Source organism: Stenotrophomonas sp. ATCM1_4 (assembly GCF_004348115.1).
In the GTDB taxonomy this organism is placed as follows: domain Bacteria; phylum Pseudomonadota; class Gammaproteobacteria; order Xanthomonadales; family Xanthomonadaceae; genus Stenotrophomonas; species Stenotrophomonas capsici.
In genome coordinates this window covers 149,037-173,321 of sequence record NZ_QPFB01000001.1, presented here as the reverse complement: position 1 = coordinate 173,321, position 24,285 = coordinate 149,037, and the positions used below count along the sequence as shown (strand labels likewise).

General features: G+C 65.8%; 26 protein-coding genes. 19 read left to right on the top strand and 7 right to left on the bottom strand.

Annotation, left to right across the window (positions count from 1 at the left end; genetic code table 11):
• Positions 1–394 precede the first annotated feature (394 nt).
• The 16 genes from ATCM_RS00790 (at position 395) to ATCM_RS00710 (ending at position 10,957) form a co-directional block, all read left to right on the top strand.
• Positions 395–814 (top strand): DUF4279 domain-containing protein, encoded by a 420-nt coding sequence (locus ATCM_RS00790; protein ID WP_132862399.1) that lies wholly within the window; start codon positions 395–397, stop codon positions 812–814.
• Between the two features lie 995 nt (positions 815–1,809).
• Positions 1,810–2,085: a hypothetical protein gene (locus ATCM_RS00780; protein WP_132862397.1), complete on the top strand. Its 276-nt coding sequence runs from the start codon at positions 1,810–1,812 to the stop codon at positions 2,083–2,085.
• Positions 2,086–2,144: 59 nt separating this feature from the next.
• Positions 2,145–2,456, top strand: a complete 312-nt coding sequence (locus ATCM_RS00775) for a DUF5076 domain-containing protein (protein ID WP_132862396.1) — start codon at positions 2,145–2,147, stop codon at positions 2,454–2,456.
• 924 nt (positions 2,457–3,380) lie between these two features.
• Positions 3,381–3,683, top strand: a complete 303-nt coding sequence (locus ATCM_RS19405) for a DUF2695 domain-containing protein (RefSeq protein ID WP_132862395.1) — start codon at positions 3,381–3,383, stop codon at positions 3,681–3,683.
• Between the two features lie 65 nt (positions 3,684–3,748).
• Positions 3,749–4,210 (top strand): hypothetical protein, encoded by a 462-nt coding sequence (locus ATCM_RS00765; protein WP_132862394.1) that lies wholly within the window; start codon positions 3,749–3,751, stop codon positions 4,208–4,210.
• Between the two features lie 72 nt (positions 4,211–4,282).
• On the top strand, positions 4,283–4,771 hold the full coding sequence (locus ATCM_RS00760; RefSeq protein ID WP_132862393.1) for a hypothetical protein: 489 nt from the start codon (positions 4,283–4,285) through the stop codon (positions 4,769–4,771).
• 48 nt (positions 4,772–4,819) lie between these two features.
• Positions 4,820–5,074, top strand: coding sequence for a hypothetical protein (locus ATCM_RS00755; RefSeq protein ID WP_132862392.1), 255 nt, complete (start codon positions 4,820–4,822; stop codon positions 5,072–5,074).
• A gap of 190 nt (positions 5,075–5,264) precedes the next feature.
• Positions 5,265–5,567, top strand: coding sequence for a hypothetical protein (locus ATCM_RS00750; RefSeq protein WP_132862391.1), 303 nt, complete (start codon positions 5,265–5,267; stop codon positions 5,565–5,567).
• A gap of 61 nt (positions 5,568–5,628) precedes the next feature.
• The gene (locus tag ATCM_RS00745; protein WP_132862390.1) at positions 5,629–6,015 is read left to right on the top strand and encodes a VOC family protein; all 387 of its coding nucleotides are present in this window, start codon (positions 5,629–5,631) and stop codon (positions 6,013–6,015) included.
• On the top strand, positions 6,012–6,404 hold the full coding sequence (locus ATCM_RS00740; protein ID WP_132862389.1) for a hypothetical protein: 393 nt from the start codon (positions 6,012–6,014) through the stop codon (positions 6,402–6,404). Before ATCM_RS00745 ends, ATCM_RS00740 begins: the two co-directional genes overlap by 4 nt.
• A 34-nt stretch (positions 6,405–6,438) precedes the next feature.
• A complete protein-coding gene (locus ATCM_RS00735; protein WP_132862388.1) occupies positions 6,439–6,816 on the top strand; it encodes a hypothetical protein in 378 nt (125 codons plus the stop codon).
• A gap of 293 nt (positions 6,817–7,109) precedes the next feature.
• The gene (locus ATCM_RS00730; protein WP_132862387.1) at positions 7,110–7,364 is read left to right on the top strand and encodes a DUF2164 domain-containing protein; all 255 of its coding nucleotides are present in this window, start codon (positions 7,110–7,112) and stop codon (positions 7,362–7,364) included.
• A 14-nt stretch (positions 7,365–7,378) separates the two neighbouring features.
• On the top strand, positions 7,379–7,714 hold the full coding sequence (locus ATCM_RS00725; RefSeq protein WP_243693932.1) for a hypothetical protein: 336 nt from the start codon (positions 7,379–7,381) through the stop codon (positions 7,712–7,714).
• A gap of 72 nt (positions 7,715–7,786) precedes the next feature.
• Positions 7,787–8,131 carry a GFA family protein gene (locus ATCM_RS00720; protein WP_132862386.1) on the top strand — a complete coding sequence of 115 codons (345 nt, stop codon included), beginning with the start codon at positions 7,787–7,789 and terminating at the stop codon, positions 8,129–8,131.
• Positions 8,132–8,784: 653 nt separating this feature from the next.
• Complete coding sequence (locus tag ATCM_RS00715; RefSeq protein ID WP_132862385.1) at positions 8,785–10,464, top strand: electron transfer flavoprotein-ubiquinone oxidoreductase; 1,680 nt, start codon at positions 8,785–8,787, stop codon at positions 10,462–10,464.
• Positions 10,465–10,558: 94 nt separating this feature from the next.
• Positions 10,559–10,957 (top strand): c-type cytochrome, encoded by a 399-nt coding sequence (locus ATCM_RS00710; protein WP_225591934.1) that lies wholly within the window; start codon positions 10,559–10,561, stop codon positions 10,955–10,957.
• 37 nt (positions 10,958–10,994) lie between these two features.
• Here the strand turns inward: ATCM_RS00710 and ATCM_RS00705 are convergent, their stop codons facing one another.
• Positions 10,995–12,908 carry a prolyl oligopeptidase family serine peptidase gene (locus ATCM_RS00705; protein WP_225591935.1) on the bottom strand — a complete coding sequence of 638 codons (1,914 nt, stop codon included), beginning with the start codon at positions 12,906–12,908 and terminating at the stop codon, positions 10,995–10,997.
• Positions 12,909–12,941: 33 nt separating this feature from the next.
• Here ATCM_RS00705 and ATCM_RS00700 point away from each other — a divergent pair, with 33 nt between their 5' ends.
• Positions 12,942–13,508, top strand: coding sequence for a hypothetical protein (locus tag ATCM_RS00700; RefSeq protein ID WP_132862384.1), 567 nt, complete (start codon positions 12,942–12,944; stop codon positions 13,506–13,508).
• A gap of 93 nt (positions 13,509–13,601) precedes the next feature.
• On the opposite strand, the gene ATCM_RS00695 is transcribed toward ATCM_RS00700, so the two are convergent.
• Both ATCM_RS00695 and ATCM_RS00690 read right to left on the bottom strand, forming a co-directional pair.
• The gene (locus tag ATCM_RS00695; protein WP_132862383.1) at positions 13,602–19,067 is read right to left on the bottom strand and encodes an AAA domain-containing protein; all 5,466 of its coding nucleotides are present in this window, start codon (positions 19,065–19,067) and stop codon (positions 13,602–13,604) included.
• Entirely contained in the window at positions 19,064–20,257 is a 1,194-nt protein-coding gene (locus ATCM_RS00690) for a M48 family metalloprotease (RefSeq protein WP_132862382.1), read from the bottom strand. The genes ATCM_RS00695 and ATCM_RS00690 overlap by 4 nt, the downstream gene beginning before the upstream one ends.
• A gap of 128 nt (positions 20,258–20,385) precedes the next feature.
• On the opposite strand from ATCM_RS00690, the gene ATCM_RS00685 reads away from it, so the two are divergent.
• Both ATCM_RS00685 and ATCM_RS00680 read left to right on the top strand, forming a co-directional pair.
• Positions 20,386–20,664, top strand: a complete 279-nt coding sequence (locus ATCM_RS00685; protein WP_132862381.1) for a hypothetical protein — start codon at positions 20,386–20,388, stop codon at positions 20,662–20,664.
• Positions 20,665–20,887: 223 nt separating this feature from the next.
• Positions 20,888–21,460, top strand: a complete 573-nt coding sequence (locus tag ATCM_RS00680) for an Ax21 family protein (protein WP_132862380.1) — start codon at positions 20,888–20,890, stop codon at positions 21,458–21,460.
• A gap of 202 nt (positions 21,461–21,662) precedes the next feature.
• Here ATCM_RS00680 and ATCM_RS00675 read toward each other — a convergent pair whose 3' ends face one another.
• The 4 genes from ATCM_RS00675 to ATCM_RS00660 all read right to left on the bottom strand — a co-directional run bounded on the left by ATCM_RS00675 (position 21,663) and on the right by ATCM_RS00660 (position 24,269).
• Positions 21,663–22,691, bottom strand: coding sequence for an NAD(P)H-dependent glycerol-3-phosphate dehydrogenase (locus tag ATCM_RS00675; protein WP_132862379.1), 1,029 nt, complete (start codon positions 22,689–22,691; stop codon positions 21,663–21,665).
• A 19-nt stretch (positions 22,692–22,710) separates the two neighbouring features.
• On the bottom strand, positions 22,711–23,226 hold the full coding sequence (gene secB / locus ATCM_RS00670) for a protein-export chaperone SecB (protein WP_132862378.1): 516 nt from the start codon (positions 23,224–23,226) through the stop codon (positions 22,711–22,713).
• 103 nt (positions 23,227–23,329) lie between these two features.
• Positions 23,330–23,767 (bottom strand): rhodanese-like domain-containing protein, encoded by a 438-nt coding sequence (locus ATCM_RS00665; protein ID WP_132862377.1) that lies wholly within the window; start codon positions 23,765–23,767, stop codon positions 23,330–23,332.
• A 67-nt stretch (positions 23,768–23,834) separates the two neighbouring features.
• Positions 23,835–24,269 carry a hypothetical protein gene (locus tag ATCM_RS00660; protein WP_132862376.1) on the bottom strand — a complete coding sequence of 145 codons (435 nt, stop codon included), beginning with the start codon at positions 24,267–24,269 and terminating at the stop codon, positions 23,835–23,837.
• Positions 24,270–24,285: the final 16 nt, after the last annotated feature.

The window sequence follows — 24,285 nt, the reverse complement described above, 5'->3', positions numbered from 1 at the left end:
ACCACCAACAACGCTGATCACACCTATTCAAGCCTCACCACGTCAGTAATCACTCCTCATGGCCAGTCCGCTGTGACAAACAAGGACATTTCCTATGGATCTTGGCGCTTGGAGGCTGACATTGTTACTTCTTCAGTCGAGCGAGTTCAGTTCCTTTCCTCCTCGGACCCCACGTTCAGCAATGAACTCGGGCAACAGATCCAGGAGGCCCAGCTCAAGAAGAAATCCGTCTATAGATCCCGCATACTGGATTTTGACGGCAACACTTCGCGCTATATCCCCGTCGACTCAATGTACAAAGAGGCAGAAGTTGAGTCTTCCTGCAGGCGCGTCTAATAACTCATTCAAGCCGAAGCCGCTTCGCGGCTCGGCTTAATTCCGGAGTTGGCGCTCAATGACAGATCCCAACAACTGCTATGCCTACTTCGCGGTGTACGACGACGACCTTGACCCTTCGGCCGTGTCTGCTGAGCTTGGCGCCACTCCGACACGCGCTTGGCGCAAGGGAGACCTAGACCCCCGGCGCCGGGAACGGCGGACGGGTAAATGGTCGCTCTATTCCAGGGTTGAGCGTACCGCGGCTTTGGAGGAGCATCTGGAGGACGTTCTTCTTCAAATGGACGCCAACTCAGGCGCCTTTGCCGCTGTCAGCCATCGCTTAGGCGGCACCATGCAACTAGTTGGCAACTTCAATGACATTGGCGCGGGACTCCGTGTTTCAAAGACTACCGTGTCTCGGCTCGCCTTCTACGGTTTGCGACTAGATCTCGACACTTACTACCTGTACTCGGACAGTCGCGAGTGCACGGGTTGAGCGCTAACAATTCATTCAAGCCGCCCCCGCTGCGCGGGTCTGCTTAATTCCGGAGTTAGCCGTCAATGATCGTTCCTAAGCTGCTCAACCTCTCATGCTCCGACTTGGCCAGAGGAGAGCCTCCTGCGAATCCAAGACACTGCCTTGTTCATATGCTTGCCACGGTCGGGCCAGACACAGGCAATGCTGGTGACGATTTTTCCTTTACCGTTGCCACGCCAAGCGCATTGGCCGAATCAGAGCGATTTGGCTGGGGGCGTGGCACATTAATTGTGGATTCGTTCTCTTGGCTCCAGGTGGAGCACTCGCTCAACCGCCTGCTCGCACAAGCGTCTCGCTCAAGTTGGCAGGAGGTTGCCCAAACTCTCAATCACGAGTTGCAGTGGGAGTTCGATGGATACCGTCCATATGGCGGCTAACAATTCGTTCAAGGCGAAGCCGCTTCGCGCTTGCCTTAACTCTGGCGTTAGGGCTCACATGAACATCTTCGCTCTCTTTGCGCTTGCGCTATATCCTCTCACGGTTGCCGCCGAGCTGCGATGCCCGGAATTGCCTCCAAGTGTTCGAGTTCACTGGGAAGGCCACTATGGACCGGGTGATGAGGTTGTATGCCTCGCCGTGGAGGCAGATGGCACTTCTGCGTTCATTCTATTTCGCGGAAGCACACCACCTCTCGTGTCAGAAGGCCTAACCCGAGCGGAAGTTGGCATGGCCTTTGGGCAGCCCGTAAGGTGGTATGAGCAAGGTTCCGACCGTGACTACCAAGCAGAGATCTTCCCTGACGCGAGTCCCCACAACAGCATCCGCGTATTCGTCCCACGAAATCCAGCCGGCACGTTCCTGGAGCGCGTCAAGCTTGTCGGCGCTCTCTCAAAGTGGCCCAAAAGTACCCCATGACAACTCATTCAAGCCACTTCGCGGGTTAGCTTACTTCCAGAATTGGGCATCGCATAAGCGTTCCCGCCACACAACAGACCAACTTACCGTCAGCCTATATGACCCATTTGTATCGCTACATACCAATCTGGCGTCGTGTACAGAGCGGCGCAGTTCTTTATCGTGTCTTTGAGGTCATCGGCAGTGGATTCACTGTTCAAAGCAAGGACTTCTTCCACGCGGACGCACCGACTGGTGCTGCGGCATCGCTGGAAGCACAATTCTTGGAACTGTTGATAGAGCAGGATCCACATCACCGGTTCGGGGCGCCATCAACGATTGAGGCGGCCGTTTTGGCATTCGACCAGCACTTTGAGTCTGCGGCCGATGCCTAGCAGTTCATTCAAGCCGATCCCGCTACGCGCGCCAGCTTAATTCCGGAGCTAGGCCTACTATGAAGCCACTAGTAATCCCACCTGCAGCGCAACGTGACGACAAAGCGATCCAGATGCTCAGTGCTTGGATTGCTGAGCATGGCCAGCACTGCACGATCAAGGTGGGGCTTTGGCAGGACAACGGGCGTGATGAGGCCCCTGCATGGGGTATTTTCCTCGCAGATACCATTCGACACATCGCTAATGCGCTTCAAGAGCAGTATGGGCAGCCTGCATCTGACACCATTTCCGCAATCATGGAATCGCTCCATGATGAGCTGAGCGATCCAACTTCTGATGCCAAAGGCTCCTTTAGCCATGGCCATGGGTAACCGGCCTGACAGCTCATTCAAACCGACGTCGCTTCGCGGCGCGGCTAAATTCAAGAGTTGGGACACCATGAGAGTTGCTGTCACGCTTCTGCTTGTCTCGCTCATTTCTTGCTCTGGTGCCCCTATGCCCGAGTCCCTCTGTAACGTTGCGCGCGCTCCGGATCGCTTCCTGGGAACTCCCCTCACAATTTCCGGGACGGCCAAGGTGTCCCGCCATGGGACCACGCTCTCCGACCCAGCTTGCCCAAGTTTGGGCCTTGGCCTTGAGGGCAACGGAGGTAGCTCTGATTTTTCGGGCGCGCTTTGGGGTACTCTCGCGCCAAATCGAGGCGGCATTCGGGTCAAGGTCACGGGGCAACTCGCTCTCAGCTCCGGATTGCCTTCCTATGTGTTCCACGTTGCAACGGGCGTTGTCGAGTGACTGACGCGCGCCCTAACACTTCCTCCAAGCCGAAGCCGCTTCGCAGTGCCGACTTAGCTCAGGCGTTAGACAAAAATAGTCATCCCCATGAGCGATCCAGTCTTTACATTCCAACCCCGCTGGAAAGAGGAGCTACTATGTTCATGCTCCGAAGGTTCGTTCGTCCTGGAGATGCCGATGGGAATTGTCTCGGTATATCTGCCATCACAGGATCAATGGCCCGTCAAAGCACCGACCTGGACGAAAGGGTACTGGACCGCACTCCAGACACAACTCAGCCAATGGTGCGCAGAGAATGACCTCCCGCTTTACATCGAGGATTCGGCCCATGTTTGGTAGTTGTCGCGGGCAGCGGCCTGACAGCTCATTCAAACCGACACCGCTTCACGGTGCCGGCAGGCTCTGTACCTGGGCATCACACGTGCTGTCGCCTTGTTGAAATATGCTTCTCATGGACCAAGGCTTGGCAGTTCAGTCGGACCAAAGCTGCTTCGTGGCCGGACATGGTTCCGGCAACTCGCAACTCGCAATCGGACACATCACATGACAGACGCCCCCCCATCCCTCTCTCTTCCCTCGGGGACATCTTCGATCACCTGGACCGTACGAGCATGACCGGCTACGAGTGTGATCATACTTTTGCGCTCACAAGTACCTTCCTGCAGAAGAACAATCTGCCCGTCGAGGCGACGCTCGAATGGCTTGGGGAGAACGGCGCGGGCTGCGATTGCGAAGTGATCTTCAATGTTTGCCCGGAATGGGAGGACGCCGTTGGCTACACCCCACCAGACGAGGACGACGCCTGACGGATCAGTCAGGTCGACGCCACTCCGCGGCGCAGCGTGATACCAGAGCCAGGCCGAGGAAAAGCATGAAACGCATACTTTCTGTTCTGCTTGCCGTGTTGATTCCATCCACCTCCTTCGCCGGGCTTCCCTTCGAGGCTACGCTTCAGGAGATGGCGGAGGGCGCGGATCACATTCTGATTGGTCGCATCATCGGCGTTGACATGATCAACAGCAGAGGCGAGGCCGTGCTGGACAGAGAGGCGGCGACTGGCCACGGGCTCGACAACACCATCAGGCTCCTCATTGCGGTGGATGAGGTTCTTGTCACAAATGTCGCCACTGTGCCGAACGTTCTACCGGTGCCACTGGCAAGCCATCTGCATTACCGGCTCGGACAGATCGCTGACGCACATGACGGCGATACGGCTGCCCGGCTCGTGCTCCTTGAAGGCAACGACTTTGTCGGTGTGAAGCCCGGTGTTTTCATGCGTCCATTGAGTGACAAAGATGAAGCCCTGCGCATCCATCATGCAGCACATCCATAGGCCTTGGCCTAGCAATTCATTCAGGCCGATCCCGCAGCGCGGATAGGCTGAGGCCTTGGTACTTACAGCGACATGGACGAATCATTCGCAAGGGAACTCGAAGACATCCATTGGTTCCAGTCCTGCGGGCAACCACTCCCGCAGTCACTGCCCTTTCCCGTCGCGCAGGTCTCGGGCTGGTCACACGCCCTCAGCCTGTGCAGTGACCAAGCGTGGGAGGACGTCACCCTCGAGGCCAGGAACCGGCTGACGGAGTTCCTGCACATGCGTCATCGTGATGCGTACCAGCAATGGAACCACATCGCCGCCGCTGCGAAGACACGCATCGATGCGCCGGTGTGCGATCTGATCTGGCGCCCGTTCGCAGAGCAACAGGGGCTTGGCAAGGCGTTCACGGACGCCGTCTCCTGGGATGTCCTGGCCGCCGTGATGGAACACGCGTATCGGGACTGCTCCGGGCGCCCGACGTTCTTCCTCCAGCTGCTCCAGGTGTATCGCGCCGGGCATTTCCCGTGCGGCTGGTCCGGGGACTGGCCCGACGGTGTGCTGCTGGTCTGGTAGTGGAAGCCGCTGCACTTCCTGAAAAAACGCGGGCAACAATAGCCTTGGTTGATCGCCCTACTCCTGGAGATCGAAAACGACATGCGCAATGAACGGTACTGGTTCGAGGCCAAGCAACATGGCTGGGGATGGCCACTGAGATGGCAGGGCTGGCTGGCGTACGGCATCACCTTCGCCTCGTTGGCGGCACTGTTCTTCGTGGTGCCGCCGACCCGGGCCCCGGGCCCGTTCATGGGAGCGACGGGGGGCATTATCCTGCTGTTGCTCGTGGTTTGCTGGCTGAAGGGGGAGCCGCTGCGGTGACGCAGGGATGGCCACCGATGGGGTGGCGCCGAGCGTGGCCCGGCACTACCGGGTGTGGCATGATCGGCTCGCTTTGCGCAACACAGACCGGGCGGCTTCGGCTTGGAATTCGGTGGTTGGCCATGGCTCGCCTGACCCTTCACTCACGTCGGCTCCCCCGGGGCACGGCGCTGTTCGGGCGGCGGTGTGCATGGAATGGATCAACGAGCTTGAGAACGAAGCCTGGAACACGGTGATCGACGAGCTGGTCTGGCACCTCCGGCATGGCCGGGTGCCCACCATCATCACGCGCCGGTTCGCCCCCGCGCGCGGCATCGAGTTCCGCTTCGGCGACGCGCCGGCGGTGTTCGCGCCCATCGACGATGCATCGCTGGAAGACCACTGGGACGAAGCCAGCCGCATCATCGGCCGCTTCCCGCAACTGAATGCGACGCGCCTGCGCAGTGATCGCAGCAGCATCGCGGCGGTCATGCGCGCACCCGGATTCGCATGACACGCGCCCATCACCGCGCGCATGCTCTGCTTTCCCTTCCCATGAAGCACCCAGGCGGCCCATGAAGCGCGTGACCGGTATTGGCGGCATCTTCTTCCAGGCGCGGGACCCCGCCGTGCTGCGTGCGTGGTACCAGCGCCACCTGGGCATCGAGGTGCAGCCCTGGGGCGGCGCTGCATTCACCTGGACCGACACCGATGGCCAGCCCTTCGCTGGCACCACGGTCTGGTCGGTCAACGCTGCCGGCAGCGAGGCGCTCGCCCCCGGCAGCGCACCGTTCGTCATCAACTACCGGGTGCATGACCTGCATGCCCTGTTGGCGGCATTGCGCGAGGAAGGCTGCCAGGTGCTCGAGCGCAGCGAGGATTCGGAGTATGGGAAGTTCGGTTGGGTGATCGACCCGGAAGGCAACAAGGTCGAACTGTGGCAACCGCCGCAGGGCCAGTGAGCGCACGCTGTCGCCCGATGACGGACATCTCGCCCTCACCTGCCACCGCCCGCCCGCCGCGCGGTACGTTCCTCAAGCGCTGCCTTGCCTGGCTGCTGACCGCCATTGCGTTGATAGGCATTCCGCTGTGGGTCGGCAGCCAGAGCCGCGCCGATACCGCGGCCCAGGTAGCCGAACGAGGCTGGGCCTGCGGCATGTCGGTGCTGGGGCTGTTCCTGTTCGGGCTGATGTTGGCGGCACTGCTGTCGTTGACGTCACTGCTGCTGGGAGGGCTGGCGTACCGGGCGATGCCACGCCCGCGCTCGGGGTGGCGGCTGGCCGAATTGCTGGTGTTCTCGCTGCCACTGCTGGCTGGCCTCGCGGTGGTGGTGATGTTTGCCGGCGGATGAAAACGCAGCTCCGTGCCCTCGACGCGAGATCCACATGCCCGGCCCCCTTCCCCCGCCACTGACCCGTCCACAACCGCCTGCACCCAATCGACGGGTGTGGCTGCTGATCGGCCTGGCCGGCAGCGTCTCCGCGGCGCTGGTGGTGAGCTATATCGGGCTGGCGGTCGTGCCGCAGTTCGAGTCGGTCTACCGCAGCTTCGGCGCGCAGATGCCCGCGACCTCCCAGCTGTTCATGCGTTTTTTCGGCCTGGCCTGGCTGCTGCCGGCAGGCGTGCTCGCCATCGGCCGCTGCTGGCCGCGCCCCAATGCCCCGGTCATTGCCGGCGTGCTGGGGTTGGTCGCTCCCTTCGTTGCCGTTCCTGTCGCCCTGTTGCTCATCTACCTGCCATTGTTCCGGCTTGCCGACGTCTAGCTGCGGAGAACCGGATGCCGGACTTCCCCGTGACCGCGCCCCGCCTTGGCTTCGTCGTGCGCTACCGCCGTACGTCATTCACGAATCGACTCAACGTGTTCGCGATCTCCTGACGTAGGCATGGGCAGCAGCTCGGCCGGATGCCAGCCCCGCGCCCCTCACGGATTCAAGCTGCCGGTGCTCTCCGTCGTGTGGTGCCTCATTCACGAGCGGTTGAATGGCGCCGCCGGGAAGTGGGTGCCGGCGGCCGGACCGGTACACTGCCGGCCATCTCCGTTGATGTGTACGACAGCATGGCCAACATCGAATTCAACAAGGACGAGAAAGCCATCCTCGTCCGCAAGCTGCAGGGGTACTTTTCCGAAGAGCTGCAGCAGAAGATCGGGCAGTTTGACGCTGAGTTCCTGCTGGACTTCATCGGCAAGGAGATCGGTGCGTACTACTACAACCATGGCCTGTACGATGCACAGGCCGCATTGAGCGCGCGCATGGAAGACCTGCAGGATGCGATCTACCAGCTGGAGCAGCGCACGGAGTTCCGGCGATGAAACGGGCGTCGGGAATGAGCGCGCGCCCCATGCTCCTGGCCGCGGTGCTGGCGATGATGCTGGCCGCCTGCGGCATGCCGGTGCCCGCGGCCAAGCGCGACTACGTCGGTAGCTGGGCATCGGACACCACCTTGCTGGTCATCGAGCCGAGTGGCCGTGTGCGCTACAAGCACCAGCCCACGCCCAACGTCAGCAAGTCGCTGGATGCGCCGATCAAGTCCTTCGAGGGCGATGACCTGGTGGTCGGCGTCGGGCCGCTGACCACGCGGTTCGTGGTCTCGGCGCCGCCGCATGAGGATGGCGGCGTATGGAAGATGACCGTCGATGGCCAGGAGCTGCGCCGGCGCTGAGTTGCGCTGTGCAGCGTGCGTTCCCGCCGGCAGGCGCTAGGCTGGACAGCATCCAACGTCGTGGAGAGGCCCATGGTCAACGGCAGCTGTCATTGTGGTGCGGTGCGCTTCGAGTGCGATGGCGTGCCGACCGAAGGCTACGAGTGCAACTGCTCGCACTGCAGCCGCAAGGGGTTCGTGCTGTGGTTCGTGCCGCGGCAGGCCTTGCGGGTCACCGCCGGCGAAGGTGCGCTCACGACGTACCTGTTCAACCGGCACGTGATTGCACATCAGTTCTGCCCGACCTGCGGATGCCAGCCGTTCGGGCTGGGCAAGCAGCCGGACGGGACCGAGACGGCGGCGATCAACCTGCGCTGCCTGGAAGGGTTTGATCTGGAAACGGTGAAACGGATCGCCGTGGACGGACGGGCCTTCTGAGGACCTGTCGGGGGAGCGCGGGCATCGCCATCCTCTCCGGCGTACAGCCCGCCGCTTGCGCATACCCGATGCACGGGAAACGTATGGTCGGCCTGCCGGCCAGCGTCGCCTCGTCGCGCAACTGAATGCCTCCCGCGCATTCCGGGCGAGCCGACGCGGCCTTCGTCCGGCTCCCGCCGACCGCCCGATCCCTGCCCGCCGGCAAACCGGGAACGGGCCCGAAACGTGGCAAAGGCCGGCCTGGCGTGGTTTGCGCGTGGCGGCAACGACACCTTGCGCGCGCTTTCCCGCCCGCCGAGGGCCCCTTGATCGTCCCGCCGTTGCCACCGGCATTGGAAGATCGCGTCAACGTCGGTGAAAATCCACGGGCCGAGGCCGAGCATGCGCGTCCGAGGGTCAATGCCCGCGAGTTCCCAGCGGAGGAAACGCGGCGCAGTTGACCCGGTCGCCTGTTCGCGCCCACCGCCCCGCGTGGGTGATGGGCCAGCGACACCGCATCAGCCACCTGGAACGCAGGTCCGCCCAGCAGGGCAACCGCGCCGGGCCGATCTGGAATACTGCGCCCTCGGAGATCGTCGCCGCCTCGTGTCGAGGTGGCGGTTCCAGGCAACCGTCGTCGCCCCGTGCGCCGGCCTTTACCCAAGAGCCCCTGCATGAACATTGAAGCCACTTCCGCCCTGCCGCCGCGCGAAGCGATGGAGTTCGACGTCGTCATCGTCGGTGCCGGCCCCGCCGGCCTGGCCACGGCCATCCGCCTGCGCCAGCTGGCCGTGGAGAAGGGCCAGGAGCTGTCGGTCTGCGTGCTGGAGAAGGGCTCCGAGCCGGGCGCGCACATCCTGTCCGGCGCGATCATGGACCCGCGTGCGCTCAACGAGCTGTTCCCGGACTGGGCCGAGCGCGGTGCGCCGCTGAAGCAGGCCGTCACCCGCGATGAGTTCCTGTTCCTGGACGAGACCGGCGCCAAGGCCACCCCGCACGCGCTGCTGCCGGAGTGCTTCCACAACGATGGCAACTACATCATCAGCCTGGGCGAAGTGACCCGCTGGCTGGCGCAGCAGGCCGAGGCGCTGGAAGTGGCGATCTTCCCGGGCTTCGCCGCCGCCGAGGTGCTGTACGACGACAACGGCGCGGTAATGGGCGTGGCCACCGGCGACATGGGCATCCACAAGGACGGCACCCCGGGCCCGAACTTCGAGCGCGGCATGGAGCTGCACGCCAAGTACACGATCTTCGCCGAAGGCTCGCGCGGCCACCTCGGTCGCCAGCTGATCAGCAAGTTCAAGCTCGACGCCGGCAAGGACCCGCAGTCCTACGGCATCGGCATCAAGGAGCTGTGGCAGATCGACCCGGCCAAGCACGAGCCGGGCCTGGTGGTGCACGCCGCCGGCTGGCCGCTGGACAACGACACCTACGGTGGCGCGTTCCTGTACCACGCCGAGGGCGGCAAGGTATCGATCGGCTACGTGGTCGGCCTGGACTACAAGAACCCGTGGCTGAGCCCGTTCGAGGAGTTCCAGCGCTTCAAGACCCACCCGGCCATCCGCAAGCACCTGGAAGGCGGCAAGCGCATCGCCTACGGCGCACGCGCGATCACCGCCGGCGGCATCCTGTCGCTGCCCAAGACCGTATTCCCGGGCGGCGCGCTGGTCGGCTGTGAGGCCGGCTACCTCAACGTCAGCCGCATCAAGGGCAGCCACGCCGCGATCAAGACCGGCATGCTCGCCGCCGAGGCCGCGTTCGACGCGCTGGTCGCCGGCCGTTCGCGCGATGAACTGAGCGCGTATCCGGAAGCGTTCGAGAACAGCTGGCTGAAGGCCGAGCTGCTGCAGTCCAAGAACTTCAAGCAGTGGTTCAAGAAGGGCCGCACCCTGGCCACGCTGATGACCGGCATCGAACAGTGGCTGCTGCCCAAGCTGGGCATCCGCAACGCACCGTGGACCATCCACCGCACCAAGGCCGACCACGAGTGCCTGGAGCCGGCCGCCACCCAGCCGAAGATCAACTACCCCAAGCCGGACAACGTATTGACGTTCGACCGCCTGAGCTCGGTGTTCCTGTCCTCGACCAACCACGAGGAAGACCAGCCCAGCCACCTGACGCTGAAGGACCCGTCCATCCCGGTGACGGTCAACCTGGCCACCTACGCCGGCCCGGAAGCGCGTTACTGCCCGGCCGGCGTGTACGAATTTGTCGGCGAAGGCAGCGACACGCGCCTGCAGATCAACGCGCAGAACTGCGTCCACTGCAAGACCTGCGACATCAAGGACCCCACCCAGAACATCGTGTGGGTGACCCCGCAGGGCGGCGGCGGCCCGAACTACCCGGCGATGTAAGCAGCCCCTGCTGCAGGTGCTTCGCCGTGCCGGGCAGCACCTGGCATGGGCGGGGCACCTGCGGCAGCACCTGCCGCCCCTGGACGACCACCCCATGTTGATGCTCCGCCCGCTGTCGTTGTCGTGCCTCGGCCTGCTGCTGGCCGCCTGTGGCCAGCGCGACGCCTTCAACCACACCGCCAACGCCGACCCGCACCAGCAGCAGCTCGAGCGCGCCTTCGCGATCTGCGCCGGCTGCCATGACACCCGCGCCGACCTGGGCCACCGCGTCGGGCCCAACCTGCAGGGCGTGATCGGCCGCAGGGCCGGCACCGCGCCGGGCTATCACTATTCCGATGCGATGAAGGCCAGCGACATCACCTGGGATGCGCAGACGCTGGATGCCTTCCTGAAATCCCCGACCCGGCAGGTGCCGGGTACGCGCATGCTCAATGCCACCTCCGACCCCGCCCGTCGCCAGGCGGTGATCGAGTACCTGTCGCAGCAGAAGTAGGGCCAGCGGCACCAGCCGCTGGCCCAGCCATCGGCGCCTACTGGCCGATGTTTTCCTGCAGGAACGTCTCCAGCGCACGGTAGAAGGCGATGCTGTTGTTGTCGTTGTAGAAACCGTGCCCCTCACCGGCCACCGCCATCCACTGCGGCGGCCTGCCCGCCGCGGTCAACGCGCTGCGCATGGCGTTGGCCTGGGCGATCGGCGTGCGCTCGTCGCGCTCGCCGTGGGCCAGGAACACCGGCACGGTGATGCGCGCGGCCACGCCGGTCGGCGAGTTGGCCGCCAGTTCCTCGTCACTGCGCCCGATCACCCGGCCCAGGTAATTGCGGCCGTAGGCGCTGTCCTTGATGTCGCCCTTCTTGTACATCATCTTCAGGTCGTACAGGCCGGCCAGTCCCACCGCGCAACGGATCAGCTGCGGCTCGCGCGCGGCCAGCATCATCGCCGAGTACGCACCGAAGCTGGCGCCATAGCTGCAGACCCGCGAGGTGTCGGCCAGGCCCTGCTTCTCCGCTTCGCGCAGCCCCTCGACCAGGTCCTGCTGCACGCGCGTGCCCCATTGCAGGTAGCCCCGTTCCTCGAACGCCTGGCCGCGTCCGCCGCTGCCGCGGTAGTTGACCTGCACCACCAGGTAGCCACGGTTGGCCAGGAACTGCGCATCGGTGTCGTAGAACCAGTCGTCCCGGACCCCATGCGGGCCACCGTGCGGCAGGATCACCGTCGGCAGCGGGCCCTGGGCGTTCTTCGGCACGGTGAAGACCGCTTCCAGCTCGAGGCCATCACTGGCCTTGAAACGCACCGGACGGCGTTCGGCCATCTGCGTCGGATCAATGCCCTCGCGCGGGGACAGCACCTTCTCCAGCTTGTTGGTGCCGCGCCGGAAGGTGTACCAGCTGCCTGGGTCACGGTCACTGGCCAGGTGCACCAGCACGGTCTGGCCGTCACGACTGACATCGTCGAAGGTGACGTGCTGCTGCGGCAGCAGGTCGGCCAGCGCCTTGTGCAACTCGGCTTCCGGCCGGCCCGGATCGAAGTACCGGAGCTGCGGGCGCCCGGCCAACGGCGCGGCCGCGAACGGCGTGGCGGGCGTGCGCGTCCACTGGCTCAGCCCGATGCTGCCGAACCCATCCTCGACCAGCACCTCACGCTGCCCACCGTCCGGGTTGCTGAGCACCAGCGCCGAGGGTCCATCGGCACGGCTGAAGCGCCCGTAGACGCGCTGGTTGTCGTCGCTGAAGGCCATCGGCGTCCACACGCCGCCCACCTGTTCCTGCGCGATGGGCTGCCAGTGCTGTCCATCGCCGGAGGCGAACAGTTGGTAGTTGTCCTGGTCATCGCGCCCCCACGCATAACGCGCCACGCCGTTGCGATCGATCACGAACTCCAGGTTCGGCACGTTGACGCTGGCGACCAGCTTGAACGAAGGACGCAGCCCCGCATCCACCAGGTACAACATCGAGTTGGTGGGACTGCGCTTGAGCTGGCGCATGTAGAAGCGCCCATCGTTGCCCTGGCCGATGCCCTCGATGAAGCCGAAGCCACGGTCAAGGCCTGCCGCAGCGTTCTGCTGTTCGTACCCATAGATGTAGCGCTGGTTCTCGCCGTCGAAGTCGCTGGCGATGATCTCGCCGGTCGGAATCGGCTTCTCGAGCGAGCCGTACCGACGACCCTTGGCGACCACCAGGCGACGGTCGCCCACCCAGATGATCTGGTACGGGCTTTCGTAGCGCGGCAGGCGCAACACCGCGGTGCGGTGCATGTCCGACAGTCGCACCACCTGCAGTGCATGGTTGCCTTCGCCGAAGTCGGTGGCGAATGCCAGGTACTGCCCATCGGGCGAGAGCCGCGGCATCGAGAACGGACTGGCCTTGGCGAAGGCTTCCACTGGAACGGTTTGTGCCATGACCGGCAACGGTGCCGTGCTTCCCAACACGGCCAACAACAGGAACATCGTGCTCCTGATCCCCATCACAACCCCCAAGCAATGATCGGACGCACAGCCTATGCGATCAGCCGGCGGCGCAGAAGTGCCCGGTTTCACCGCGTTCGGCGGGAGGCGGGCGCGGTGGCCCGTGGCGTGTCCGGTAAGGCAATCGACCGCCTCGCCCGCCGCCGCATCACGCCAGCGTGCGGGGTTGCACAGCATCGGTTGGGTGCCTGCGTGCCCGGGCGCCGCAACGCATGGCCGGCATTTCCATGGCAGGATGCTCGCCAACCACGACTTTGCGGGAACCTGGCGTTGCGACACCTGCGTTGCCTACCCATCACCTTGCTAGTCATCAGCTTGTCCTGGCCGGGCCTGGCCTGGGCGATGCGGCAATGCCCACCGGAGTTCGGCGAGAAATCGACCGGCTTCTGGCTGCTGGGTTGGACGATCTTCGCGCTGTTCGTGATCGCAGGCATCCTGCTGCCGATCCTGATGTTCCGCGCCACGCGGCAGGCGCCGCGGGTGATGCGCTGGTGGCTGCGCGCGGCCAGCTTCCCGGCGATGCTTGCGTTGTGGATCCTCGGCTTCGGGCTCTTCCTCGGCCGGTTCGTGCTGGTCTGCTGAGCAGGCCGTCGGTCACGACGCCGGCTTCGCGGCCAAGGCCGCTCCCATGGCAGGAGCGCCTTCAGCCGCGAAGCCGGTGGCCACGCACCTGCATCACGCGTCGCGATAGCCCTTGCCCAGTTTCTCGGCAACCAGCTTGTCCATCTCGCGACGCGCGCGCGCGGGGCTGTCGAACTGCTTCACGTTGCGCTGTCCGGCGCTGCCGATGCGCCCGTAGGTCACCACCAGTTCGCCGCCGCTGACAGCTACGCGCCAGAACTTGTTGGAGGTGCCCTGTTTGAACACCAGTTCGCGGCTGAGCACATCCTCGGCCAGCGCCGCCGGCACCTCGGGCGCGGCCTCCACCACCGCCGCCTCCATCACCGGCAATGACTCCAGTGCATCCAGCGCCGTCTGCGCATCGACCTCCCGGCCCTGCAACACCGCATCGATGCGCGCCAGCACCGCCTCGGGCGCGCGCAGCCAATCGCGGCCGGGCACGTCGATCACCTGCCAGCCGAAGCCGCGCAGCACGCCGGGACGGAACACGTAGCGTTCGCGGGTATCGGCCACTGCCTGGTCCGGCCCATCGAGCAGGATCGCCAGCTGGTAGTCGCCGCCGGCCGGGTCCACGATCGCCAGGTCGCAGCGGAACTGGGAACGCCCCACCTGCTCGTGCACGATGTGCCCACGCTGGCGCAACGCCTCCGCCATGGCCTGGCGGATGGCATCGGCCGACGGCGGTGCCGCGAACGCCTCCCGTGCGCCGGCATTGAGCGAACCCAGCACCAGCTGCGCGCGCTCGAAATCCCCCCGCGCACTGGCCTGGGCGAACTGCAGGAACGCACGCAACGCCGCCGCGCCGTCGTTGTGGGTGTTGGTGATGGCCTCGGCATGGATGCTGGACACCACCGCCATGCGCAGCCGGGCACGGCTGAAGATCACGTTGAGGCGCTTCTCGCCGCCACGCTGGTTGATCGGGCCGAAGTTCATCAGCATCCGGCCGTCCGCACCGGGTGCGTAGCAGATGCTCAGGATGATCACGTCACGCTCGTCGCCCTGCACGTTCTCCAGGTTCTTCACGAACAGGCCATTGAACTGGTCCTCGTCCTCGCGCACGTACTCGCGTTCAAGCTGCAGCGCGAACTCGGCATCCTCGCCGGCCAGCGTTTCCAGCGCGGTCTCGATCTCGCCCTGCTGTGCCTCGGAGAAGGCGACGATGCCGATGCTCTGGCCGCCGCCCCGGCGCAGCAGCTCGCGCACCATCTGCGCGATGTAGCGCGCCTCGGCGGCATTGCGACGCGCACCGTACACACCGTCGGCGATGTGGTGGAAGCTGACCGCACGCTCCTGCAGGGCATCGGCGCCGATCGCGCCGGCATCGTCCTGGGTGGACGGCATCGATGCCGGCGCGTCGGCCGAAGGCTCGATGCGACGGTCGGGGATGGTGACCAGGCGGCCGTCGTAGAAGGCGGCGTTGGAGAAGCTGATCAGCGTCTCGTGGCGGCTGCGGTAGTGCCAGGCCAACAGGGTCGCCGGCAGGTTGCGCGCGGCCTGGTTGAGCAGGCTGTCCGACTCCATGTTGATGGCGATGCGCTCGCCATCCTCCTCCACCATGACCTCCTCGTTGTCCTCGCCGTTGGCGGCGAAGAAACTGGTCGGCGGCAGCTGCATCTCATCGCCCACCACCACGATCTGCCGCGCCCGGCTCAGCGCCGGCACCGCTTCCTCAGTGGGGATCTGGCTGGCCTCGTCGAAGATCACCACGTCGAACAGGTCCGGCGACAGCGGCAACGTGTCGGACACCGACAACGGGCTCATCAGCCAGATCGGCTTGAGGTCGTTGACCACCAGCCCGGTCTCGTCGTCGGACAGGTCGCGGATCGAACGGTGGCGCATGCTCTTGCCGAACTCATGCTCCAGCTCCCGGCGCCCGGTGGAATAGAGCTTCTTGAATGCCTTGCCTTCGGCGTCCAGCTGGGTCGCCGACAGCGACGCGGTCTGCACGTGGTCGGCGAACAGCCGATGCAGCGTGGCCTGCACCACCTTGGCGTTCAGGCCCAGCAGCTCGCGCTGGCCCTCGCCGATGCGCCGTGCGGCCACCGCCAGTGCCGCGCCATCGAAGCGGGCCAGCTCCGGATGCGCACGCTCCAGGCGACGCAACGCTTCATCGGCAACCACCGCCTCGATCTGCAGCGCCGGCAAGGGCAGCTGCCGCAACGCGGCGCTGACGGCGGCATCACCGGCGTGCACGGCACGCAGCAGCGGCAACAGGTCCGGCAGTTCTTCCAGCCCTTCGCGCAGGTCGCGCAGCAGCTCGCCGACCTGCGCCAGGCTCAATGCCGGTTGGCCCTCCACGTTCTCGTCCAGGCGCTGGCCGAGCTTGCGCAGCGGTTCGGCGGCCACGGCTTCGTTGCGGGCGGCGGTCACCGGGTCCAGCGCAGCGCGGAGGTGGTCGAGCATCGCCCGCATCGGTCCGCTGCTTGCCTGGCGTTCGCGCAACTGGGTTACCGCATCCAGCAGCCCGCGCATGCTCTGCACGCCGAACTGCCTGCAGCTGCTGGCATCGGCTTCGGCCAGCGCCACGGTGGCGGCCTGCTCGGCCGCCAGCGACTGCAGCACCCGCGCATACCCCGGATGTACCGCGTGCTTGCCGAAGTCGTAGCGACGGCGCAGCTCGCCGCGCAACCGCCACCAGGCCGGCTGCAGCCAGCGCATGAGCGAGCCTTCCAGCTGCTGGGCCAAGGCAAGCGCGGCCTGGGTGTCGCCCGCATCGAGCTTGTCGCGCCAGTGCGTCGTGGCCTGCGCGGCCTGCTGCACTGCTGCCTGCTGCTGTTCAAGCCGTTCGCGCGCGCGTCGCAGTTCCAGCGCCTGCGAGGAGTCCTCTTCCAGCAACGACAACTGCCCGGCCATGCCATTGTCCAGCAACCAGCGGGCCTGCTCGGCCAGCTGCAGGGCCTGCGCCGGCGTGAGCCCGGCCTTGATCAGGCCGGCGCTGTCGTCCAGCACCGGGTCCAGCTGCTCCAGCAATGCCTCACCATCGTCGATCAGGTGCTGCACGCGGCCATAGGCGCGCTCGTCACCGACCAGCGCGGCGGACAGGCGCGCAAAGGGATGCACGGCCAGGCTGTCGATGCCGAAGCGTTCGCGCAGGTTGCGCTCCACGCGCAACGCCAGTTCACGCTGCGCATCCCACGCGGCCAGGGTGGGCAGGGTTTCGCGGCGCGCGGCATCCAGCTCCGGCACACCGGGCAGCTCGGCCATGCGCCGTACCAGTTGGCGCACGCTGGTGCCCAGCGGTTCGGGGACGACGGACATCGACTGCTCGAACGCATCGACGCGCGCCTGCAGGCGCTGCAGGGTATCCAGCACCGCATCGCGTTGCTGGGCCAGCCGCTCGCTGTTGTGCGGCTGCGCGATCCAGTTCTCGTAGCAGCTGCGCAGGTCGGCGATGAAGGCCTTCTTGTCGGCCTGCGAATCGTGGATCAGACAGCACAATGCGTCCAGGCCGGCCTGCTTGAGCCGGTGGAACACCACGTCCAGCGCGGCGCGTTTCTCGCATACGAACAGGATGCGCTTGCCGCGCCCGGCGTAGTCGGCGATCAGGTTGGTGATCGTCTGCGACTTGCCGGTGCCCGGTGGCCCCTGGATGATGAAACTGCGCTGGCTGCGGGCCAGGCCCACCGCCGCGCCCTGGGTGGCATCGGAGGCGATCACGTTCCACTGCTCGCGCAACGGCAACGGCGCCGGCGGCGCGGCGTCCACGGCGCGCGGCTCGATGGAGAACACGCGGTCGAAGGCGGGGTTGTCGGTGTTGTCGTCCAGCAGCTGCGTGTAGTCACGCACCAGCGACATCTTCTTGTAGTTGAAGTTGGCCAGCGTGACCTGGGTCAGGTCCAGGTCCCATGCGTAGCGATGGCCTTCGGCCTCCTGCAGCGCATAGCCCACGCGCTCGGCATCGGCCACCTCCTCCACCATCCACGCATGGCGCGGCCCGGCCACCGGCGCGGCACCGGCCTCGAACCGCTGCGGCAGCGCACTGGGGCGCACCCAGCGCTCGAACAATGCCTGGCCCAGTGGACGGTAATCCTCGCGCTCGTAGCTGTAATCGGGCAGGCGCCCGGCCACGGCACGCGTGCCACGCCCGGCCGGACGGCGACGCTGGTACTGCTGCAGGCGTTGCAGGGCCTTCTGCCGGACCAGCCGCACCTGCGGCTTCTCGATCAGGCGCAGCTCGACCGACGGTTCGGTACGGCGGATCTGCGCCAACAGGTCGGCATGCACCTGCGCGATGGAGGTCTTCTGCAGGTCCACCGTTTCCGGCAGCTGGATGTCATAGAGCTGGCGCAGCTGGTGGCGCAGCACCGGGTTGAACTCGGCCTCGCCTTCCTCGGCCTGCAGCACGTACTGGTCGCGCACGCCCTTGCGCCGGACCAGCTCCACCGGCAACCACAGCAACGGCGTGGTGATGCGTTCTTCCGGGAATTCCTTGAGGTTGTGCCAACGCAGGAACGCGACCACCAGGCGCAGGTGGCTGAAGCCATACTCGGCGCGATCACGGCGGGTTTCCTGGATCAGCTTGTCCAGTGCGGCCGGCAGGAACGGCTGGTCGTCGAAGCGCAGCCAGCGCTGCAGGTCGACCGCCTTGCCGGCGGTCATGTCCGCCGCGAACGGCCCGCCCCAGGTGCAGATGTGCTCCGGCCGGATGCTCTCCACCTGCAGCATCAGCGGCACGCTGGACACGGTGAGGTTGACCGAGCCGGCGGTGGGCCGGAAGAACAGCAGGCGGTTGCGGCGCGAAAGGTCGAACAGGCGGTCGCGCAGGTAGGACAGCACCGCGCCACGGCGCGAGGCCAGGCCGCTGACGCCGGACAGCGCGCGCGCCACGTCCAGCACGTCCGGCTGGTCGCGCCAGGTGCGCAGGCGCGTGGCCAGGCTGTCCAGCTCGGTGCTGCGGTCGTGCCGGTTGAGCGCGGTCATCTCCACGATCACGCTGGCCAGCACCGGATGCAGGCGGGGGGCCAGCTGGAACAGGTTCTCGCGGTTGCCGGCGAAGCTGCGCAGGTCGTCGACGTCGTCGAAGTCCAGGCCGCAGGCCAACGCCGCCAGCACCATGCCCAGCTGGAAGATGTCGGTCAGCTCGTCATGGTGGCCCAACGCCAGTTCCCAGCTGCGATAGCCCGGCAGGTACACCGGATGCTCGATCGCCGCCTCCAGGTCGGCCTGCACCGCCAGGTCGTCCAGCCGCTCGTAGCCCTGCGCGTCATGCGCGACCCGCAGGGTGCCGACGATGTTGAGCGTGGATGCCGAACCGGGCTGTACGCGGCTGATCGCCGCCAGCGCCATCGCCGGCGCCTGGCCGGACGGGTTGCGCAGGGCCAGCCCGCCCGCTGCGTCCAGCACGATCGCTTCGGGCGACAGCGCGGCGACGCGGCCACCGGCATGTAGCGACGCCACCTGCGCGAACAACGGCAACACCAGTACCAGCACGTCATCGGTGGACAGCGCCGCGCCGGCCTGGGCATCGACCAGCGCGGCGAAGTTGCCCGCCGGCACCGGGGTTTCAGTCATCTCGCTCATGCACTCAGGGCCCGTTCGGTGTTCTTCTTCAGCTTGTCCAGCTCACGCTTGCCCAGCCGTGCATCGCGCTTGAGGTTGGCCTGCAGTGCCTGCGCGCTGCCCAGCGCGTGGGCCAGCGTGCTGGCGCGCAGCAGCGCGGCATCCTGCACGTCGGGGTCAACCAGCGCCAGGTCCAGCATCAAGGCGTTGAGGTAGCCACGCACGCTGTCATCGATGTTGCGTTCGACGATGGCCTGGGGCGCAACCGTGGCCTCGCCCGGGTTCCAGTCCGGGAACAGCTGCCGCACCTGGTTGAGTACCAGCGCGCTGCGCAGCGGCACCTCGTCGAGGAAGTGGCCGAGGAAGCCGCGCGTGATCTGCTGCAGGGCCTGCTGGTCGAGCAGGTCCAGTGCCTCCAGCGACAAGGCACCGCACAGCTTGTCGCGGACCCAGCCGTCCAGCCGGTCGGTGCGTTGCCACCACTGCTCCAGCGCACGCGCGCGGATGAAGGTCTCCGGGTGGGTGCGCATGGTGCTGCCCTGCTTCTCGTTGGCATCCACCTCCGCGGCCTGGCGCAGGTAGGCCACCGGGTCCGGGTTGGCCACGCCGGTCTGCACCTTCAGCAGCGTGCTGACCGCCGGCCCGGGGGCGGCGGCGGCCACCGCGCCGCCGCGGTCGGCGAACAGCTCGGTATGCAAGGCATACCGGCGCAGGGTTTCGGCCTGGCTGGGGCTGGCCTGCGGCGAGGCCAGGGCGTCATTGAGGATGCGGTCGGCGACGTGGAAGTCGCCGCCGTCCAGCGACCACAGCACGTAATGCGCCAGTTCATGCCCGAACAGCGCCAGCCGCTCGTCATCGCTCAGGCGTTCGAGCAGCGGCCCCTGCAGCACCATGTGCACTTCGCCGGGCACGAACACCAGCGCGGCATTCATGTCCTGGCTGCCGGCCTGGTACAGCGTCGCCGGGGCCTGCATGCCCAGCCGTTGCATGGCCAACTGCAGGCTTGCATGCACCTCCGGGTGGGCCTCGGCCTCCAGCCGGTAGGTATCGCGCAGCAGGTCGCTGCGTACCTGCGCGATGTGTTCATCGCGGATCCGCTGCGAGGCTGCCCAGCGCCATACCTCCGGCTCGTGCTGCTTCAGGTACGCCACCAACTGGCGGTGGTAGTGGAGCGGTTCCAGTGCCGGCCTATCGCTGGGCATGACGTCCATTTACTGATTTTCCCGTGTTTACCCCACCCGAAGTTTAGGAGATTCGCCGCTGCACCCGCGACCGCCAACTGCGCGTGCAGCATCGGCGCGGGAGCACCACCGGGCATGGATGGCCCGGCGCCCAGCAGATGTTCTGGAACACCGACAGCGCCCACTACGTCCTGCAGGCTCCGCCGCATGCGATGAACTGGAGCGTGGGCCAGATCGGCGAGCGCGCACCGGGCCGGTTCCCCCCGGAGGAACCGGCCGGCATCGTGCAGTCCCCGCATGCGGTGGTAACGCCGCGCAGCCTGTACCTGCAGCAGCTGCATGATCGCCTGGGCGAACAGGCAGTCATCAACGTCACCACCCCGGCCCAGCGACAGGGCCGCCTCTGGGATGAACTGGCCGCGCGACGCGGCGAGTAAGCGCAGGACCCCATCCCCGCCGCTACATGCCTTCCGGTCTCTTGGGCGGAGCGGGAAGTGGCCTTGTTCCGGCAAGGAAGTTCCCCGATTCGCCGCCTAATTTATGTACTGGTCAGTTTGATATTCAGGGTCAGTTCCATTGGCTAACGGATAATTCACAACCATCGAACGGCCCGAAGCATCACGCCGCATCGATCAAACCAATAAAAAAGGTAATGCCGAAATGAAGACTTCCCTGATCGCACTGGGCCTGATGGCCGCCCTGCCGTTCGCTGCCTCGGCTGCCGATGGCCTGTCCTACAACTATGTGGAAGGCGGTTACGTGAACACCGACACCCGCGGCGGCGACGCCGATGGTTGGGCTCTGAAGGGCTCGGTTGCCGTGCACCCGAACTTCCATGTTTTCGGTGAATACAACGCTCAGGAAACCGACAAGGGCAAGGTTGACGTGGACCAGTGGCGCCTGGGTGTTGGCTACAACTACACCGTGGCCCCGAACACCGACCTGCTGGCCCGCGCCGCGTACCAGAAGTTCGACCCGGACTACGGCCCGACCTTCAACGGCTACAGCGCTGAAGTCGGCGTGCGCACCGCCTTCACCCCGAACTTCGAGGGCTATGCCCTGGCCGGTTACGAGGACTACAGCAAGAAGAACGGCTACAACCCGGATGGCGAGTTCTACGGCCGCGTCGGCGCGACCGGCAAGTTCAACGCCAACTGGGGCCTGACCGGCGAAGTGAAGCTGGCCAAGGCTGGCGACAAGGAATGGTTCGTCGGCCCGCGCTTCACCTGGTAAGCCGTAGCGGCAACAACGTGTTGTAAAGGCGCGTGCTCTCTCTCCCCCGCGCCTGAAGCCCGGTTCTCCCCGACCGGGCTTCACCTTTTCCGGGGCCGGCGAAATGCTTCCTCCTGTCCACCCGTTGGGGCAGGAGCAGGTTCCACTGGCCCAACAAAAAAGCCCGGCAATCACCGGGCTTTCTCTTTCAACGTCGGTCAACTTACTTGAACAGCGTGTCCGGATACTCCGGCTTCTGCTCGCGTGCCAGCAGCTGCTGCAGGCCCTCGGTCGGGCTCAGCTCACCGTGCAGTACCGATTGCACCGCCTTGGAGATGGGCAGATCGATGCCATGGCGCTCGGCCTGGCGCATCACCTCGTCGGCGGTCTGCACCGATTCCACCACCTGGCCGATTTCCTTCACCGCGTCGGGCAGGCTCTGCCCACGCCCCAGGGCAAGACCCAGGCGGCGATTGCGCGAGAGGTCACCAGTGCTGGTCAGCACCAGGTCGCCCAGGCCGGCCAGGCCCATCAGGGTTTCCGGCTTGCCGCCGATGGCGGCGGCCAGGCGCAGCATCTCGTTGAGGCCGCGGGTGATCAGGCCGGCACGGGCGTTCAGGCCCAGCTGCATGCCATCGGCCACGCCGGTGGCCACGGCCAGCACGTTCTTCATCGCACCGCCCAGCTCGGCACCGACCATGTCATCGCCGGTGTAGGCACGGAAGGACGGGCCATGCATGGCATCGGCCACCTGCTGGGCGAAAGCGTCGTCATCACCGTGGACGGTGATCGCCGTGGGCAGGCCCAGGGTCACTTCCTTGGCGAAGGACGGGCCGGTGACGACGGCCAGCGGCACGTCCGGGCCCAGCACTTCACGGGCCACTTCATGCAGGAAACGCCCCGAGCCGGGCTCGAAGCCCTTGGTGGCCCAGGCCACGCCGGCCCCGGCCGGCCGCAGCGGCGCCAGCGCGCGCACGGTCTCGGCGAAGGCATGCGAAGGCACCACCACCAGGATCCAGCTGGCACCGGCAACGGTGGCAGCCAGGTCGGTGCTGGCGCGCAGGGAATCAGGCAAGGGAATCCCCGGCAGGTACCGGGGATTCTCATGACGCTGGTCGATCGCCTCGATGACGGCGGCATCGCGTCCCCACAGCACGGTCGGGTGACCGTGCCGGGCCAGCAAGGTGGCCAGCGCGGTGCCCCAGGAGCCCGCGCCGAGGACGGCGATCTTGTTCGCGTCGGTCGTACTCATCCGATGTCGCGGACGCCGATCAGGCGTTGCCGGCCGGCTCGGAGTCGGCCAGCGAGGCTTCGCCCTGGGCCTGGCGCTGGCGCAGGGTTTCGGCGTACAGGCCTTCGAAGTTGATCGGCTGCAGGTAGAACGGCGGGAAGCCGCCGGCCTGGATCAGGTCCGACACCATCGAACGCACGTACGGGAACAGGATGTTCGGGCACTGGGTGCCGAGCAGCACGTCGATCGCCTGCGGCTCCAGGCCGATCAGGCCGAACACGCCGGCCTGCTGCACTTCGGCGACGTAGGCGGTCTTGTCACCGGCCTTGCAGGTCAGGGTCACGCCCAGCACCACTTCGAAGGCGGTGTCGGACAGGCGCTGCACCTTCTGGTTCAGGTTCAGCTGCAGGTCCGGCTGCACGTTCTCATTGAAGATGACCGGCGAGTTCGGGGATTCGAAAGAAACGTCCTTGACGTAGATCTTCTCGATGGTGAAAGCCGGGCCGTTGGCAGCTTCGTCAGCCGGGACTACGCCGTTGGTGTTCTCTTCGGACATTTCTCAAGACTCCAGAACAGATTGTTCAATGATTGGGATTGTTACCAGACCAGCGATGGGGGCGGTCCACGCCGTCCACAAGGCCTTAACGCAAATTAACTGCTCAGCCGCGGCCCTTGACCAGCGGCAGGTCCGCCGCCTGCCAGGCCGGCAGGCCGCCGTCGAGCACGTACACCTGCTCGAAGCCGGCCTTCTTCAGCACCTTGGCGGCGGTGGCGGAGGCATTGCCGGTGCGGCACAGCAGCACCACCGGCGACTGCTTGGCCGGGGCCAGCAGCTTGTGGGTCGGGCTCACCTGGGCCGGCTGCAGGTTGCGGCTGCCGACGATATGGCCCTTCTCGAAATCGCTGGCGGCCGACAGGTCGATCACCACGGCCCCACCGGCATTGATCAGGTGGGTCAGCTCGGACGGCTTGAGCGACTTGTAGCCGCGGAACAGGCGCGCGACCTCGGTGGCGATGATGGCCACGGTAAGGCCGACCAGGGCCAGCGACAGCATCGGATTTCGGCCAGCGAAGGCCAGCAACTCTTCGTAATTCACTCAGGTCACGGGTCGATTAAGCGGGCGGGGATTGTCGCATATGCCGGCAACGGGGCGCCCAGCGGGCTCATTGGCCCTGCCACAGGTCCGGCAGGCCGCCCGCCTGCCACCAGCGCTTGCCCTCCGCGTCCCAGCGCCAGCGTTCGGTGACCACCACGGTGCGCTCGGCCTGGGTGTTGCGGTTGATCACGCTGATTTCCATGCGCCGCTCGACGTTGCCGTCGGCGGCGACGCTGCTGCCGCGTTCGCGGTAACCGGACACCTGTACCTGCTGGTAACGCTGGCGCTGCAGGTCACCGAGCGGGTGGGCCTGCAGGTAGACCGGGTCTAGGAAGCCCTCGGCGGCCTCGAAATCGCTCCAGCGCACCGCGGCCGTGTAGGCAGCCTGCGTCGGCACCAGCTTGGCGCGCTGGCTGCGGCTGGGGCCGTCAGCGGCGCTGGCGCCGGCCGCGACCAGCAACGACAGGACAAGGGCGGCTTGGAACAGGCGTCTGAGCATCATGGAATCCCCGGGTAAC